This is a genomic window from Nonomuraea sp. NPDC050790 (genome assembly GCF_044456745.1).
In the GTDB taxonomy this organism is placed as follows: domain Bacteria; phylum Actinomycetota; class Actinomycetes; order Streptosporangiales; family Streptosporangiaceae; genus Nonomuraea.
In genome coordinates this window covers 246,840-262,163 of sequence record NZ_JBITGF010000006.1, presented here as the reverse complement: position 1 = coordinate 262,163, position 15,324 = coordinate 246,840, and the positions used below count along the sequence as shown (strand labels likewise).

Annotated in this window: 12 protein-coding genes; 4 read left to right on the top strand and 8 right to left on the bottom strand. The window is 69.7% G+C overall.

Going from position 1 to position 15,324, the window contains the following annotated elements; all coding sequences use genetic code 11:
- Positions 1-111: 111 nt before the first annotated feature.
- Both ACIBEJ_RS30535 and ACIBEJ_RS30530 read right to left on the bottom strand, forming a co-directional pair.
- A complete protein-coding gene (locus tag ACIBEJ_RS30535; RefSeq protein ID WP_397186314.1) occupies positions 112-1,005 on the bottom strand; it encodes a phosphotransferase in 894 nt (297 codons plus the stop codon).
- A gap of 13 nt (positions 1,006-1,018) precedes the next feature.
- Positions 1,019-2,461, bottom strand: coding sequence for a helix-turn-helix domain-containing protein (locus ACIBEJ_RS30530; RefSeq protein ID WP_397186313.1), 1,443 nt, complete (start codon positions 2,459-2,461; stop codon positions 1,019-1,021).
- Between the two features lie 870 nt (positions 2,462-3,331).
- Here ACIBEJ_RS30530 and ACIBEJ_RS30525 point away from each other — a divergent pair.
- From ACIBEJ_RS30525 to ACIBEJ_RS30515, 3 genes are all read left to right on the top strand, one after another.
- Positions 3,332-3,544, top strand: a complete 213-nt coding sequence (locus ACIBEJ_RS30525) for a hypothetical protein (RefSeq protein ID WP_397186312.1) — start codon at positions 3,332-3,334, stop codon at positions 3,542-3,544.
- A 1,938-nt stretch (positions 3,545-5,482) separates the two neighbouring features.
- Positions 5,483-5,815, top strand: coding sequence for a hypothetical protein (locus ACIBEJ_RS30520; protein WP_397186311.1), 333 nt, complete (start codon positions 5,483-5,485; stop codon positions 5,813-5,815).
- Positions 5,812-6,396, top strand: a complete 585-nt coding sequence (locus tag ACIBEJ_RS30515) for a hypothetical protein (protein WP_397186310.1) — start codon at positions 5,812-5,814, stop codon at positions 6,394-6,396. Before ACIBEJ_RS30520 ends, ACIBEJ_RS30515 begins: the two co-directional genes overlap by 4 nt.
- Positions 6,397-6,591: 195 nt before the next feature.
- Here the strand turns inward: ACIBEJ_RS30515 and ACIBEJ_RS30510 are convergent, their stop codons facing one another.
- The 6 genes from ACIBEJ_RS30510 to ACIBEJ_RS30485 form a co-directional block, all read right to left on the bottom strand.
- Positions 6,592-7,101, bottom strand: coding sequence for a ParB N-terminal domain-containing protein (locus ACIBEJ_RS30510; RefSeq protein WP_397186309.1), 510 nt, complete (start codon positions 7,099-7,101; stop codon positions 6,592-6,594).
- Positions 7,098-7,679: a hypothetical protein gene (locus tag ACIBEJ_RS30505; RefSeq protein ID WP_397186308.1), complete on the bottom strand. Its 582-nt coding sequence runs from the start codon at positions 7,677-7,679 to the stop codon at positions 7,098-7,100. Before ACIBEJ_RS30505 ends, ACIBEJ_RS30510 begins: the two co-directional genes overlap by 4 nt.
- 65 nt (positions 7,680-7,744) lie before the next feature.
- Positions 7,745-8,374, bottom strand: a complete 630-nt coding sequence (locus ACIBEJ_RS30500; RefSeq protein WP_397186307.1) for a hypothetical protein — start codon at positions 8,372-8,374, stop codon at positions 7,745-7,747.
- Positions 8,375-8,519: 145 nt separating this feature from the next.
- Positions 8,520-9,008, bottom strand: a complete 489-nt coding sequence (locus ACIBEJ_RS30495) for a hypothetical protein (protein WP_397186306.1) — start codon at positions 9,006-9,008, stop codon at positions 8,520-8,522.
- 245 nt (positions 9,009-9,253) lie between these two features.
- Positions 9,254-10,258 (bottom strand): DUF932 domain-containing protein, encoded by a 1,005-nt coding sequence (locus ACIBEJ_RS30490; protein WP_397186305.1) that lies wholly within the window; start codon positions 10,256-10,258, stop codon positions 9,254-9,256.
- A 345-nt stretch (positions 10,259-10,603) separates the two neighbouring features.
- The gene (locus ACIBEJ_RS30485; RefSeq protein ID WP_397186304.1) at positions 10,604-11,872 is read right to left on the bottom strand and encodes a MarR family transcriptional regulator; all 1,269 of its coding nucleotides are present in this window, start codon (positions 11,870-11,872) and stop codon (positions 10,604-10,606) included.
- Positions 11,873-12,324: 452 nt separating this feature from the next.
- Between ACIBEJ_RS30485 and ACIBEJ_RS30480 the strand changes: the two genes are divergently transcribed.
- Positions 12,325-13,770, top strand: a complete 1,446-nt coding sequence (locus ACIBEJ_RS30480) for a hypothetical protein (protein WP_397186303.1) — start codon at positions 12,325-12,327, stop codon at positions 13,768-13,770.
- The last annotated feature ends 1,554 nt before the right edge of the window (positions 13,771-15,324 follow it).

Here is a 15,324-nt window from a genome sequence, read left to right as displayed (position 1 = left end):
TAGATGCGATTCGAAGCATCACAGATGGCCACTGCGGGTGCGACGGTGACGGCACCACGACCCGCGGGGCTGCTTCGATGTCGTTCATGCCAAGAGAACCGTCGAGCATGTTCAGATGGGCTTCCAGGTATGGGGTTCGTTGTCCATGAGTGAGCGAAGCCGGTGGTGCAACTCTGCGCGGGTGGCGGGGTGGTCGGCGGCGCGGATGTAGGCGGCGAGGGAGCGTAGTTCTCTGGCCGCGAGCAGGAGGCGGGCGGCGGGCGTGGTTTCGATGTCGGGATCGAGGCCGTAGGCGCGGCAAAAGCGATGCCAGCGGCTGCGGGGACGGCCGAAGCGGTGGTGCCCGATGAGAGTGGGGATGGCGTCTTGGAGGTGGGGGCCGTCGCTGATGGAGTCCCAGTCGCCGAGTTGCCATCGGCCGGGGATGCCGAAGAGGTTACCGGGGTGGATGTCACCGTGGAGGAGCCCGTGGTCCAACCCGATGATCAGTGGGGGTAGGGCGCCCTCTATGAGGGCGCATTGGTTCAGCAGCCAGGTCCGTTGGTCTGGAGTGACCGGTGAGCAGGACGGGTCGAGGCGGATGAGGTCTGCCTGCAGGCTGCCCAGCGGATGGACAGGCGGAAGCGGGACCGGCGGCTGAGGCATCCGATGAAGGTCACGCATGATGGCACCGAGATCTTCGGGTGTGGGTGCGGCTTGAGTGGGTTGGGTGACGTAGTTCCAGGCGGTGGCCAGCCAGCCGTCGACACTGACCGGTTGATCCACGGCTAACGGAGTGATGGTGGGGAAGCCTTGCTGGGTGAGCCAGCGGGTGACGGTGATGGCGGTGTGAAGTCGGGCGGTGATCGAGTTGTTGCCGGGCGCGTGCCGTAGCCGTAGCACCGCGTTGGGCCCGGGTAGATGGAAGACGGCATTGGCGCGCAGATGCAGCAGCCTCAAGCCGGTGCTGTCCAGGCCCAGCATCCGGCATGCCGCCTCGGCGGGTGGCGTCTTGGCCGGGGTCATGTCTGGTGGTCGGTTAGCTGGCGAGGCTGTCGTGCAGCATGTCGTTGAAGTCCTGCACGGCTGTCAGGCGGGCGTGCGGGGTGAGCCGGCTGGCGAAGTCGCGGATGTGGGCGACGGCGCGGGCGGAGGTGAGTTCTTTGGCTGCGGGGATGGCGGGGATGGCGAGGGAGAGTGCGTGGTCGAGGTCGCCGAGATCAAGGTAGGCGTGGGCGGCGTGCACGCGGTTGAATTGCGTGGAGCGTGCGTAGCTGGTGCCGAATCCAGCCAATGCTTGCTCGGCGAGGTCGGCGGCTTTGCGGTGTTCGCCTACACGTTGCCAGCAGTAGCCCGCTTCCGCGGCCAGCTCGGCCTGGCCGAGGGAGGTGCTCCAGGGCGGGTCACGGTCGCTCTGGCCTTGGGAGAAGTGGCGTTCAGCCTGGCTGAGGAGAAGACCGACCTGGCGGCGGGCGTGGGCGCCGCGCTGGTCTGCGGTCTGTGCGGTGACGGCCTCGGCTCGGGCTTGGCGCAGCATCAGCAGTGCCTTCACTTTGGGCGGTGCGTCTGCTCGGCGGCCCGCGTCCCCAGCGGCTGTCGCGAGTCGTAGCGCCCACCGGCCGTGCCCGAGGTCGCATGCCTGCTGGGCCAAAGCTGTGAGTACGTAGGCTGCGATGAGCTGGTCGTCGGCTGCCTTGGCGAGGTTGAGGGCTTGGCCGTAGTGGCGTTGAGCTTGACCGTGATAGCCGAGGTCGTAGGCCATCCATCCGGCTAGCTGCGTCATGCTGGAGGCGGCCGACAACAGTTCGCCCCTGGTGTCGTTGCTGTAGGTGCCGGCGAGCATGACGCTGAGCTGGGAGTCGAGAAAGTCGGTGACAGCCGGGCGGACCAGCCCGGCGCCGAACTGGTGATCCATCTGCGAGAACGCCTGGCGTGCCTCCCGGACACGCGCCACATCCGCCGCCCCCACCTGCCTGACCGTCTGTTCGGTCCGTACGCCACCCGAAGCTGCGGTAGCGGGTGGGTCAAAAGCCCACGACACGAGCCATTCGCTCAATAGCGAGGGCATGAACGGCAGTGCGGCTAGTAGGTGTCTGCGTGATGTGTCCATTTCCAACCTCCACAACTGCCTGGCCGTCTCCACGCTGGATGCGTGAAGCATGGGCTCGACCAGTCCCGCCCCGCCTATGGCCATCTCGGCACACGGCGTGAGGGAGGAGCATGCGGTGACCTGGAACCAGGCGTCCACCTCATTCGGTTTGGCGCCCCACTGTTCGGCCAGCACTTTGCGGTAGTAGGGCCGGATGTTCTGGGTGCCGCGCTCCCAGCGTGCCCAGGTGCTGATGGAGACGCCGACGTGTTCGGCGGCTTGTTCCTGGGTCAGGCCACGATGCAGCCGTGCCTGGATCAGGCCGGGGCGGGACTGCTTGACCGGCTCGCCCTCGGGGGAAGGGTTTCGCTGTTCTGGTTGGTGGGTCACCACGCCACGCTCCCTCAGCGTTAGGGGACCACACAGCATGCGCCGCCTCCAACCCCCGCTTCCAGCCTGACCGGGAAACGCCCTGCAAACGCCCTGTCCGCCTACCGGGCGCCCTTGGGCGCGGTCAACGCTCTGGGGCCGCTCTTCCGCAGGACGGCCGACAGCGGGTTCCATTGGTGTCCGTCACCCGGCGTGACCAAGACATGGTGGGTGGCAGCAATCGGGCCCGGAACCCGGGGCAACCCCAAAAGCTTCGGGCCAGCGATTCGAGACCGCATTCCCGCGCGGGACTGGGAGCAGGCCGAGCCTCCGTCGTCCGCGGCGCGAAGAGCGGTACGGCTCGGCCAGCTCGGGGTGCTGGCAGATCACCTGAGGAGGGCACATCTGATGATCGAGAGTTAGCGAGGCGACAATGGCGATCTACGCCTTTCCACCCACACGACCACTTCAGCCGGTCGGCATTCTCTACCTGGCATGCAGCGACCGGGCCCGACCCCACCCCGGCGCAGATCAAGGAGCTGTTCCTTACCCCGGTGTAGCCAGCCAACCGCACCTTCCATCGCTTCAAGCTCGTGTGGGCTATCGAGAAAGGGTGGAGAACCGTCATGCGCCGCCATCACCTGCTCAGGCTCGCCCCGGTCCTGGTCACAGCCGCCTGCGTCGGCTGGATCACCGCCGTGCCCGCAGCATCCCCTCGCAGGTGATGGTCGCGGTGCTCATCAGCGGGCCGGGCCTCTTTCTTGGGCTGGTGCTCAGTCAGCGCTGGCGGGTCCGCCGCCGCGCTGCCAACGCTCGTTCACTGTTTGGCCCCTGAGATCCGGGCCGTCCCGCCACGGTGTCTCCCCCTCTTTTCGTTCGTGAATGGAGTTTGTCGTGTCCCGTCACAAGCTGGTCAACGGGCTGTTGCTGGGCTTCACCATGCTCTTCGCGGTGTTCGCCGTGGTGGCTCCGGCCGAGGTGGTCCGTCCGGTTTCGATGGCCGTGCTCGGCCTGATCGCGGCCTGTCTGGTCGGGGCCGTCGTGTGGGCGACCTCCGTCGTGCGGCGACGACGCATGAACCAGAGCCAGAACCAGCCGTCTGCCTGACGACCGCCACGTCCGCGCCCAGCCCTTCGCGCTCGTGTATCCCCCTCCGTTTCTTCTGACCGTCCTCGGAGTCGACCATGTCCGAGCCCGTCCCCTCGGCGATAGCCGACCAGGCCGCCGTCTACCTCACCGACCTGCAGCGAATGTTGCGCGAGCGGGGCTTACTCACGCGACTGCTGGCGGGGGAGGGCCGGTTGCCGCGTCTGCGGGTGATCAACCCGGAGGCCACGGCCTTGGCCGAGGTCGTGTCTGGCTTCGCCGCTGGAGGGCGACTGGTTCTTCTGGTGGTCCTGGGCAGCGCCGATCGTCGAGGTCGTCCACCCCGATCGCGCGGCCGAACGCGTGGGCCGGGTGCTGGCGGTAGCGGCCCCGCACGCCGTCCGACCCGTCACGAACCACACCGGGCGGGGGCGCATCCGGTCCGTCCCGTGACGCGGCCCCGTGGTGGCGCTGTGGTGGCCGTCAGCGGCCAGGGATGGGCGGCCACCAGTCCTGTCACCACGGTGACCTGTCCAGGTAGGGCGGGGGCTGTGGGTGGCAGCGCCCTCACCCGCATCCGCTCTGCTCCGCTCCGGTCCAGTCCGGGGTCGTATCTGGCGGTGACATCCCCGGGTCGGCGGTCGGGGCGGGTGAGGGCAACCCGAAGGAAGGGCTTCTCGGGCAGGGTGCCGGGTGTTGGGCGACTGTGACCGGTGTCCTGTCCGAGTCCGAGGTGATCGCGTGCTGTGGAACGCGTGGTCACCGGCGGCTGGCCGGTCTAGGCGGTCGGCCGTGGTGACGATGGCGAGGGTCCCCCCGGCCTGAGCCGGTCGTCGCCTGAGGGGGCGGTCCCTTGTCTGTCGAGGGACCCATCGCGAACACCGACGCCGCGATGGGGAGGGGCCGCCCCTCAACCAGAAGCGATGGGTTTGAAGGCTTCCTCGGGGTCGAGGCGGCCCGGGGCGGGTGCGCAGACCCGCCAGGGCGCTCTCCCGGGGAGAGGGGTGACCGCGGGCTTGGCAGGCAACCGCGGACGCGGTCACCTCGGGTGGCCGGCCGGATGGCCGAGGAGGTCCGGTCGGCCACCCCCTGCGACGGCGATCGGGCGGTTCCCCTTCCGCCCGCTCGTCTGGTGGGCGGTCCTGCTCGTGCTGGCGCGATCGCGGCGGCAGGGGCCGCAAGGCACGAAAGGGACCGCCCACCCGTGGAGGAGCCCATGAACGTCCGGTAGCGGCACGCTCCCGATCATCGCGGGTGCCGCTACCGGACCCTCACCTCCCCCGCAAGGGGGGAGGGTGGCTGCTCGGGCTCCCCGCCCCAGCGGAGAGCAGCCACCGGCCGGCCCAGGGCGCGAGCCTCTGCGCCAGCCAGAGAAAGGGGTGATGGCCTGGTGTGCTCGCCGACTCCCGCCAGGCCATCACGGGCGGCTCCCCACCCGACAACGGGAGGTCGCGCAAGTCCGGGTCCGCGACCACCCGAGGGGGGCCGCCCACCCTCGTCAACGTCACCCGATCGTCCAGACGTCCGACAGCAGTCGCACACCCTCCCTCGTGCACTGCTGCCGGACCCCACAGGCTTCGGGACGAAGCCCACCCGCGGGGGAGCCACCCTCCTCAGATGGGCGACTCATCCCGTCCCGAAGCCCCTCCTTCCCGCTGCGGGGGAAGAGAGAAAGGAAAAGGGGGAGGTGGGTCAGCGTCCGGCTGACCTACCTCCCCCACTCCTGTCACCTAGCTAAATACCTGCCGCAGGGGCCGAGTTCGGACACGACGTCAAGCAAAGGTCGCGTCATGCCGGTCCGCGCCGGGCCCGCCCTGGCCTGACCGGCGGTCCTCGCCGTGGTGTCCACGGGCGCGATGCGCGGGCCGGACACTGCCTCACCAACCTTCACCCAGTCGCTCGTTTTCGCAGGTGAAAGCGCTTTTGTACAGCTTCCGGGCAAGGCCTCCCACCCCTCCAGTGGCCAGCCGATACTTCCTGGCCGAGCCGTGCACGCCTCCACTGAAACCCCTCTGCACCGACCACGGAGAGGCCGTCCTACGGGCCCTGGCCGTCCAGCCGCCGCGGCTACTCCCCGATCCCGGCCTCATCGACAGCACCGAGGCCAGGCAGCAGGCGCCCGCCTACCCGCCCGGCCACCCGCTCGCCCAGGCGGTCACCGACGAGGTCATCGCCCGGGCCGAGGCAGGAGCTAGCGCCTGTCCCGTGGATCTCTACGAGGTACCCGCCGATCTTGGTTTTCCCAGACTGGCGCAGGCTCCATGGCTGTCGTGGAAAGGTGGAAGATCGTGACTAGCTCCGATCAAACCCCACATCCAGGCCGTCCTGCTGCCCGTCGCCTGATCCTTATCTCGGGGCAAGAGGGCGCGGGTAAGACCACGATCATCCGTGCTCTGTTGCCCCACACGCCGAAGGGCGCACGGATCGATGCCGAAGACCTGGGCCAAGTCAATCCATGCCTCTTCGACGACGCGTTCTGGCAACTGCTTCGAGCCAACGTTGCCGTCCTGGTCCGCAACTACTGGGCTGCCGACTTCGAGAACGTCATCACTGGGAGTTTCTTCACAACACGCAATGACTACTTGCGCTTCCGCGAGCTCGTCCCCGAGGTCGACGAGGTGTTCATGGTCCAGTTGCTCGTGCAGCCAGACGAACGCCGGCACCGGCGCCTCACCCGTGCCAAGCGGACCACACAGGAGTGGCGCGACAGGGTGGACGAATTCGACGCTGTCGACACGACGATCGCGGCCAAGCAGGACGGCTATCGCTACCTCGCCGTCGACGGCACAGGGATGACTCCCGAGCAGACGGTGGCAGTGATCGTGCGCGAGTTCCCAGAGATCTACGGCGCACGACTCTATCCCCGGCCTTGAGCAAACCCCTACCTGGGGCGAACCTCAACACCAGAAGCCGTGCAGGTACGGGCTCCTCTGGTCCAAGCGGGGTAGCATCTCCGCGTCATGGGGCGCGGACACGTGACCTGCTGATCGAGCCGGTGGTGAAGGAGGTATGCCCCGGCCAGCGCACTGAGATTGTGCTGGGCGGGGCATGCCCCCTACATCACCGGCTCAGGCGTCAGCCAGGCCATCCTCCGCGCACTCGTGCTCGTCTTCGTCGTACTCTTCATACTCGTCGTATCCGTCGTCGTTGTGGGGTTCGCCGCCGAAGATGCGGCAGGCGAGCTCTTCCTCGGCGGTGAGGATGACCGCCTGGAGTTCGGTGACGCCGGTGTTGAGGGCTTTGTGGAGGCGGTGCCAGCCGTCGATGATCAGCATGCCGCCGTTGGGTACCGGGGCCACGATGAGCGGTTCGGTCAGGTCCACCCGCGCGGCGTGTTCGGTGTTGATGGTGATCACGCCGAGCATGGCCTTCCATGCTGCGGGGTCGAGGCGGGCTTGCGGTTCACGGTCCTTTGCGAGTTGTTTGGCGGTGGTGATGTTCCAGCGCCAGGCCAGGATCTGGAACCATTCCACCTCGGAGCTGTCCACCGGTCCGGGTTCTGGCGTGGTCGGGGCCGCCGCTTCAGCGGTGGCCGGGGTCTTGGGGGCGGGTTGGCCGGTGGTGGTGCAGTCGCTCATGCTGTCTTCTCCTGGCCGGTCGAGGTGCTGGAAGGTGTCTGTGGCGCGGGGGCCGGCGCGAGTGTCTTCACCTGGCTGAGGAAGGTTCGCGCTGCGTCTCGCCGGATCAGAGCCATGGCCCGTTCGAGGTGGGCGAGGGCGAGCTCGTGCTCGAGGCCCGGCCCGAGGATGTGCACGGATTGGGTGACTTCGGGCGTGACGGTGTCGTCTTCGAGGTAGGGGCTGACCCAGGAGACGAACCTGGCCACCGTCTGCTCCGGGGCCAGGGCCCTGGCGCCTCGGGCGTAGTGGATGTGGCGGTCGACCAGCAGCCACCACGTTGCGAGCGTCTGGTTGCGCAGGGTCTCGTAGAGCTGCTCGGCGGAAAGCCGCTCGCCCCGGCCCAGCCGTCGGGCGAGGTCGTCGGCGTTACCTCGCCGCATCGTGCGGGCCTGCTCGATGACCGCCTCCACCGACAGCGTCGTGCCTGGGGCGGGAGCGGTTGCGGTGCTGAAGTCGAGGCCGAGGCCGGGGCCGGGGCTGGGGTCGGGGTCGGGGTCGGGTTTCGGGCCGTGAGGGTGCTGCGGGTGATCGCGCATAGGGCAGTCCTTTCGTGGGGTGGTGACGTCAGCACCGGGCGGCGCTGGCACGGTCGGTAGCGCGTTCACGCCGCGTCCTCCGTGTCCGCCGTCTGCGGCGTGGCCGGGGGCAGTGCCGGGAACGCGGCCGGGGATGCGGCCGTATGGCCGGGGTCGGGGTGGTGATCTACCGGCGTGCCCGGTGCTGGGAGATCGGCTACCTCGCCGGGCCCGGCGAGGTGATGGGTGAGGAGGCGGCCGCTGACATGGAGGAAGTCGCGGGCGGCCAGGCGTGAGGCGTGGGCGAGCCCGTGATCGAACAGGGTGCCCGGTTGCGGGGCCGGGGGCTCGCCGGTCAGGTGGTGGCGGGCCCAGGAGCGCACCCGCCGCACCGCGTGGTCACTGCTCAGCTTGTTGGTGGTGATCTCTTGGTCTACCCGGTCCCACCAGGCGCGGAAGGTTTGGGCGTAGGCGGCGGCGAACACCTGCTCACCGACCAGCCTGCGCCCGTTCTGCAGGACGGCGACGGCCTCGGCCGCCGCCGTATAGCAGGCGCGCCGGGCGGCGGTGATCTCCTGGGCGGTCAGCTCATCGAAGGAGTACCGTACCCGCTCATCCGTTCCGTCGGTGATGACCGGGCGGGGGGTGGGGGTGGGGGTTGTGCTGTCGGCCCTGCCGGGTGGGGATAGGGGGCCGGGTTGGTAGAGGTCGTTCATGTGGTGTTCCTTTCGTCGGTGACATGGGTTGGCGAGGGGTGAGGGCCTGGTTAGGGGGCGACGCCGCCCACGGCCCGCCCCGGCCTGCCCGCCCAATCCGGGCGGGCGGGGTGGGGCGGGCGGTGACTGCGACTTCCGGCCGGGGTTAGAAGACCGGCGGGTCGGACCATGCGCCGGGGCCGGGACCGGGTCCGGCGGGTGCGGGGTGGGCGGTGGGATGTTCGGCGGGCTGCTTGGCCGGGTGGGTGCCTGGTGGGGGTGGTGGGGTGAGGGCGTCGGCGAGTTGCCGGGTGGCGTTGAGGAAGGTGTGGGCGGCGGTGCGGCGTGATTCGGCCATGGCCAGGGCGAAGGCCGAGCCGTGGGTGCGGGCGCCTACCTCGAGGAGGTAGCGGTGGGCGCGCTGGCGGACGGTCAAGATGGCGGTTGCGCCGTCGACGGTGTCCTCGCTGCCGTGGGTGAGGTCGGTGACCTTCTGCCACCAGGTCATCAGGTGGTAGCGGTCGGCGATGCGGCCCAGGTCGTGGTCGCCGAGTTCGCCCTCCTCATCGAGGGAAGTGATGTGGTCGAGGGCTTGGCTGAGGTCGTAGCGGGCGTTGGCGGCGTATTGGGCGGCGAGGTCTTCGAGTCGGCCCATGGCGATGATCTCCTTCACGATCGGGGCGGCAGAGGTGGTGGTGGGCGGAGGCGTCGCGGCGGACATAGCCGGGCACGTGTCCCCGGTCCGGCGCGTGTCCGGGGCGGCATGCGGCCGGGTGTGGTCGGGGGCCGGTAGCGCCGTGCCGGGGGTGTGGCGGGCCATATGGGGCGCGGGGCCGGGCTATCCGCCGGGTTGGGGTCCGGTACGGCCCGCGCGTGTGAGGGCCGCACCGGACGGGCCGGTCAGACGGCGGCCAGCATCCGGAAGGCGCGGGCTTTGATCTTGGCATTGTCGTGGTCATCGAGCAGGGCGCGTTCGGCGCGGACGGTGGCGATGTCGCGGCTGCCGAAGACGGGGCTCTTGTGATCGAGCCGTTCGGTCACCGCGTTGTAGGCGGCCCAGCGGGTGTTGCGGATCGGCTCCTGGGTCGGGGCTTGGGCGAAGAGGTATTCCAGTTCCCGCATGGTGAGGTCGTGGTCGCGTTTGGTCTGGTCTTTGGCATCGGCGGGAAGGGGGTGGAGGCGGGTGGCGAACTGCCGGAACTCCTTCACGTCCATCGGAACGGCGAGGAGTTTCTCGGCTTCGGCGGCGAATGCCTGACCGTGTTTCCAGGTGAGTTTCAGCGCTTCGCGGGCTTCGGCGATGCGCCCGGTCACGTTGCCGGTATGGCGGAGGGTGAACTTCGAGGCGTGGTTGGCCAACGCGGCGCGTCCGGTGTTGGCGCACACCACCCGCACCGGGGTGGCAACCGTCGCAAACGAGCCCCAGCCGTCGTGGCGGGAGAACGCGGCCAGGTAGAGGTCGATCTGGTCGAACCCGCCGACCATGAGCGGTTCGGGCAGGCGCATGGTGACGAACACCCGGCGTCCGTTGTTCAGCGAGCCGCCGGTGTCGAAGACCGCCCCCGACTCATCCACCAGCGTTTGCAGGAACCCGGTGACGTCCTCGTTCTGCAACACCTGGTAGTCGCGCCCGACCCGGCCCAGACGCTCCGGCAGGCCGGCGACCGGGTTGGTACGGACGACCAGAAAGTCTTCGTCGGTAACGACCTGTTGACCCGTGAGGGGGTCGGCCACGTGGCCGACCGGCACCTTGCGCACGTTCCACCCGGCCAGATGCGAACGCGACAGCAGTTCCTCGGCGGTCATCGGACCGGGCGCGGTGTAACCGAGCCCATGCCAGCCGGGCTTCCCGGCGGCGGCGAACCCAGCCGAACCATTGGCGAAAGTCTCGATCTCGTGAGCCATGATGAGGTTCCCTTCTGACATGCCGACATGCGGCGATGCGGGTGGGTGCGGTATTGGGGCGTGCGGAACAGACGCGATGGCCGCGTGAGGTGTTGGTGGGGTCCGGCCCCGGCCCGGTGCGGGCCGGTAGGCCGGTGATCTGTGCGGGCTTACGGGTGCCCGTCCGGCGCGTGGCCGGGTGCCCTCGGCGGCGGGGCCGTGCCGGGCGGGTTGGTGGTGCCCGGGGGTGGCCGGGGCGGGGCCCGGCACGGGCTACGGGTGTGGGCGGGGCTGTTGGGGTGTCCCGCTCGCTACACAGGGCCGAGGGCGGGCGGGACGGGGACGGCGGCCCGCCCGCGCCCCGGCTTAGCCGCCGTGTCGGTCGGCCGTCACGCTATCGGCGGTGGCGTCGGGGTGGGCCGGGGTCACGGCGTATGCGCTGACCGGGGCGGGGGCGGCCGGGTTGGCCGGGGCGGCCCCGGTGGGCGCGTTGACCGGGGCGGCGGGGGCGGGGGTGGGGGTGGGGGCGAGTCCGAAGCGGCGGGGCCGTTCCGTCGTCAGGACCGCGTCTCCGAGCTGGACCAGCCGGTCCAGGGCGTTGGCGATCGCGCCGGACGAACGGCCGCCCAGCGCCTTGCTGATGTCGTGCGGGGTGAACTCTTTGCCGGGGTGTTCGATCAGGTGCGCGTGAACGAGTTCCCGCAACGCACCCGGCCGAGTGCTACCGCCCACGCCCCCACCGCCACCGCCACCGGCACCCGCCACCGGGCGGGCCGGGGTGGCGGTGCCGGTCAGCGCCGTCCGCGCGGCCCGGTGTGCTGAGGCGACCTTCGTCATGGCCATTTCCAGGGACCCCAACGCCAGCACGTCGTTCCCCTCGTCCTTCGCCGTGATCACCCCGCTGAACAGCGCCGCCAGCTCCGACAGTTCGGCACACGCCCGCGCCCACGCCGGGTCATCCGCCACCGGCTCCGACTCCGGCTCATCGGCGTCGGCGTCGGCGTCGGCGTCGGCGTCGGCGTTCGAGTCAAGATCGTCGGCGGTCACGGCCGAGCCCTGACCTATTGCCTCGTCGGCCATGTCCTCCGCGTCATCGGCCGGGGCGGGGTCGGCCGGGCCGATACCGGACGGGGGAACCTCCTCATCCGGCGCGGGCACCACGTCCGCGTCCGGGCTGTCCGCGTCCGGCGCGGTGTCGGGCGCGGGGTCCGGCGCCTCGGCGTCCGGGGCGGACGCCTCGGCCGCGTTGGTAGTGTCGGTCGACTCGGCCAAGTCGTCGGTGTCGCCGGTGCTGTCGGTGTTGGTGGCTGGGTACCACCGGTCAGCCGCCCGCCCCTTCGTGCCGTCGCTGACGCCCGGCTCGCGGCGGGCGTGCCCGTCGGCTTCGAGCAGGTTGAGGATCTTGCCCGCCACCACCCGGCTCAGGCCGGCCGCCGCCCCGATCATCGTGGCCGACGCGCCGGGCTCGGCGCTCAGCGCCGCCCACACCGCCCCCACACGCCCATCCGCATCCAGGGCCGGACCGGTGGCCGGGGCGGCGGCGTCCGGACCGTCAGGCCCCGTCACGGGCGCGTCCGTGGCGGGAATGGCGGCGGCGGTTTCGGTGGCGGCGGGAATGGATTCGGTAGCGGTCATTTCCGGGATGTGAATAGCCATGGTGTGACGCCCTTTCTGATCGAATTACCGGCCCGGGTGCGGGCCGGTGTTTCTTTGTTTGCGTCACGACCATCCCTCGCAATTAGCGCGGCTGGCAAGCCGCCCCGGCCACCAATGATGTAACCCCAACGACTGGAGAGGCTGACCTAACAAACCAGCCGTTCATCTGCGCAAACATCTCACGAGAAGGCGGCAAGCGCGGCTTGACATTCGCGGCCGGCCCGACTCTTCACGCATTAAACCGGACGACGGGAGACGATACCCAATTGCCCGATAGCAGCCTGCGAGAACTTCGAGATTAATACCCGTTCGGGTTGACATGAATACCGGGATCGAGCGTCCATGGAATTAGGCGGGAAACACCGCCGGACCACCGCACCGGAATAAACACGCCGCGCCGTCCCGGGGCCAACACGAAAGGGCACACCCGCATGACACCGAACACCAACACCTCCAGCACGGTGGAAGGCGCCCACCTACGAGGGCTGATCGCCACCGGCCCCGGCCACGCCCTGATCTGGGACGGACGGGACATGTTCATCGGGCCCGCCGACATGGCCGACCACGGCACCCTGCTGGAGATCACCACTCAGGAACAGATCGCCACCACCCTGGCCAACGATGCCCGGCCCGACACGCCGAGCACCCTCGACCGCATCGCCGCCACCCTCGCCGAAACCGCCCGCCAACGCATGGACGACCGACGACAGATCGAGTTGCAGATGAGCGTCAGCGGCCCCTACAGCGCCGCCCTACGCCCCTACGGCATCCACGGCGACCAACTCAGCCACATCGACCCCGCCACCGGAGACATCGCCACCCGCTACCGGATGCCCAACGGGGCCACTGCCACCCTGGCCATGCCCTACTTCCGCGACTCCATCACACCGACAACCATCACCATCACGCCCGCGACCACCGGGCCGAACACCACCCCACCCGGCACCGGCACGGGCACGGGGGGTGACGCGGCATCCGCCTACACCGCGACCGTGCCGCGTCAGACCCCGCCCGCCGCCGTCGCTGCCCTGATCGCCACCGCCGCCGGGCTCACCCCCCACACCGCCCGCCGCTACCCCTCCCCCAACGCCACCGGCTTGTCCGACGCCGACACCACCCCTCAGCGGCTCACGATCACACCCGCCTACGCCCGCGCCCTAGCCGCTCACGGACCCGGCTGGGCGATCATGTGGAACGACACCCACGCCCACCCCGTCATCACCCGCCCCGAACACGGCGACGACGGCCACCTGCTGGACATCTGCCTCCACGAACGAATGTTCACCCTCAGCCCGTGCAACACCTGCGACGACGCCCGAACATGCGAGACGTGCACGTCCGCACAGCCCGACTTCGAGACCATCGCCGCCGACATGTCCGACATCCTCGGCGACTACCACCTCAGCCTCGACGACATCACCGCCTACATGCCCCTCACCCTGCCCTACACCCGCGCCCTCAGGGCTCACCGCTACCAACGCCAGTCACAGGGCACCTACTACGACGGCACCCACTCCCGCACCGTGCACCACGACGCCTACGGTCAGGACTACCGCTCACCCCACGGCCACCTCGTCGAAGTGATCGTCCCGATCCACCCCGGCCCCGCCGCCACCCCCACACCAAAACTCATCATCCGCTGGACCTACCTCGGCCGCACCACCCCCGACGACACCTACCCCACCACCCATATCCCCGCCGACACCCCACCCACCGACGTCGCCGAGCTGATCACCACCCACCTCGCCATCCACCCACCCACCACCACGCACAACCGCACCACAGACCACACAGACCACACGGACCACACGGACGCCACGGACGCCACGGACGCCACGGACGAACCTGACAGCCCCGCCACACCCGCCACCACCTGACCCCTCCCCCGGGCATCCAACGGGCCCCGGTGACCGCCCCACAGGCGGCACCGGGGCCCGCTGCGCGCCCCACGCGCGGCCGGTTCGCCCGGGTCACCCGGCCCCACAAACCGGCCCCGCCCCGCCCCGCCGCGCGGCGGGATGGAGCGGGGCGGGATGGGGTGGGCCCTGCGGCAGGCACCCACGTGACCTCATCGGGCGGAGCTTCCTCTCGCCGTTCACGGCAAGGTCCACCACGAGGTCACCACCAAGCCGGCCACTGCTGGGGGAAGAGAACGAGGCGGACAAGCAGAAGCGGAAGAACGGAACACCAAGGTGGCGGTGTTGGCCACCACGAGGACGCGCACACATATTCAAAAGGAGTCGCCTATAGGCGATTCGGGGCGGCCAGCGCAACAGACGAAACCCGCGTGACCTGCACAGATGACACGTAAGAGGGTGTCGCGATCTCAGCGGCAACACCCAACGCGACACCAAAACGCGACACCGGACGCAACACCGATCAACACCCCACCCGCCAAACCCGCAACACCCGAACGCGACACCCCCGCCAACCAACCACCCAGCAGCCACCCAGCCCCCTCCGCACCGGACGGGCGGGCAGGAACGAGGGTGGCAGGAGGCAAACAAGCAGGGAGATCGAGAGATCAGCAGCTCGGCCAGTCGCGAGAACACGCGCGCACACATATTCAAAGGAGTCGTCAATAGACGAGTCGGGCCGCCCAAAGCGCTGTCCGAAACCGGGAAGACCTGCGAAAACGACCCCTCGTGGGGGTAGCGATCTTAACCGCACACCGGAACGCTACCCCTATTTCCAGTACGGAAATCTGCCCCTAATTTCTCACCCCCACCAGACCAGAGCCCGCCCCGACCGGGAAGATGCGGTGAGTTCGCCTCGCTCCCGAACACGAGGCGAACCCACCCCCAGACCCGCCCGCCCAGCACCCCCTTCGCACCGGACGGGCGGGCGGACCGGTATCAATGCCCACCTGCGCGCCAGGTGTCAAGCCCGACCCGGCCCCTGCGCCGGGACGCGGCCCCGGTCCCCGGCCCTCAGGCGGCGGTGGCGCCAGCCAGCCCCGAGGATCTCGACCGGGCACGGCGAGCGTGACGTCGGGCCTCGTTCACAGGTTCGGTGTGACGGGCCCGGCGAGCGCCTGCCCTGGCTCGCGAGTGCGGTCGCGTACGGTAGCGGCCCCGTCCCCACGGCCACCACCCGCCCTGCCACCACGCCACCCGTGCCCCGTCCACACCAGCAACCGCCCCCGTGACCGCCCACGTGCCCGTCACCGACCGTTCCGCCGCCATCACCCCCGACGGCGGCGGGTCGGCCGGTAGCGGGCCGCTCAGCCCCGCACCCTCGCCGTCGTCCCCACCCGCCACACTCATGCATGGCCCCACGCCGGGTGTGGACGCTGATGCCGACGGCGGCGTACTCGCCGCTCTCGTCCAGCTCACCCCGGGAGCCCCCTGCAGCAGCTCAGCTAGCGTCGGCAGTACTAGGCTCGGCTCCGGTACCCGATGCTCGTTGGAGCCGGGCGAAGCCGGACCGGA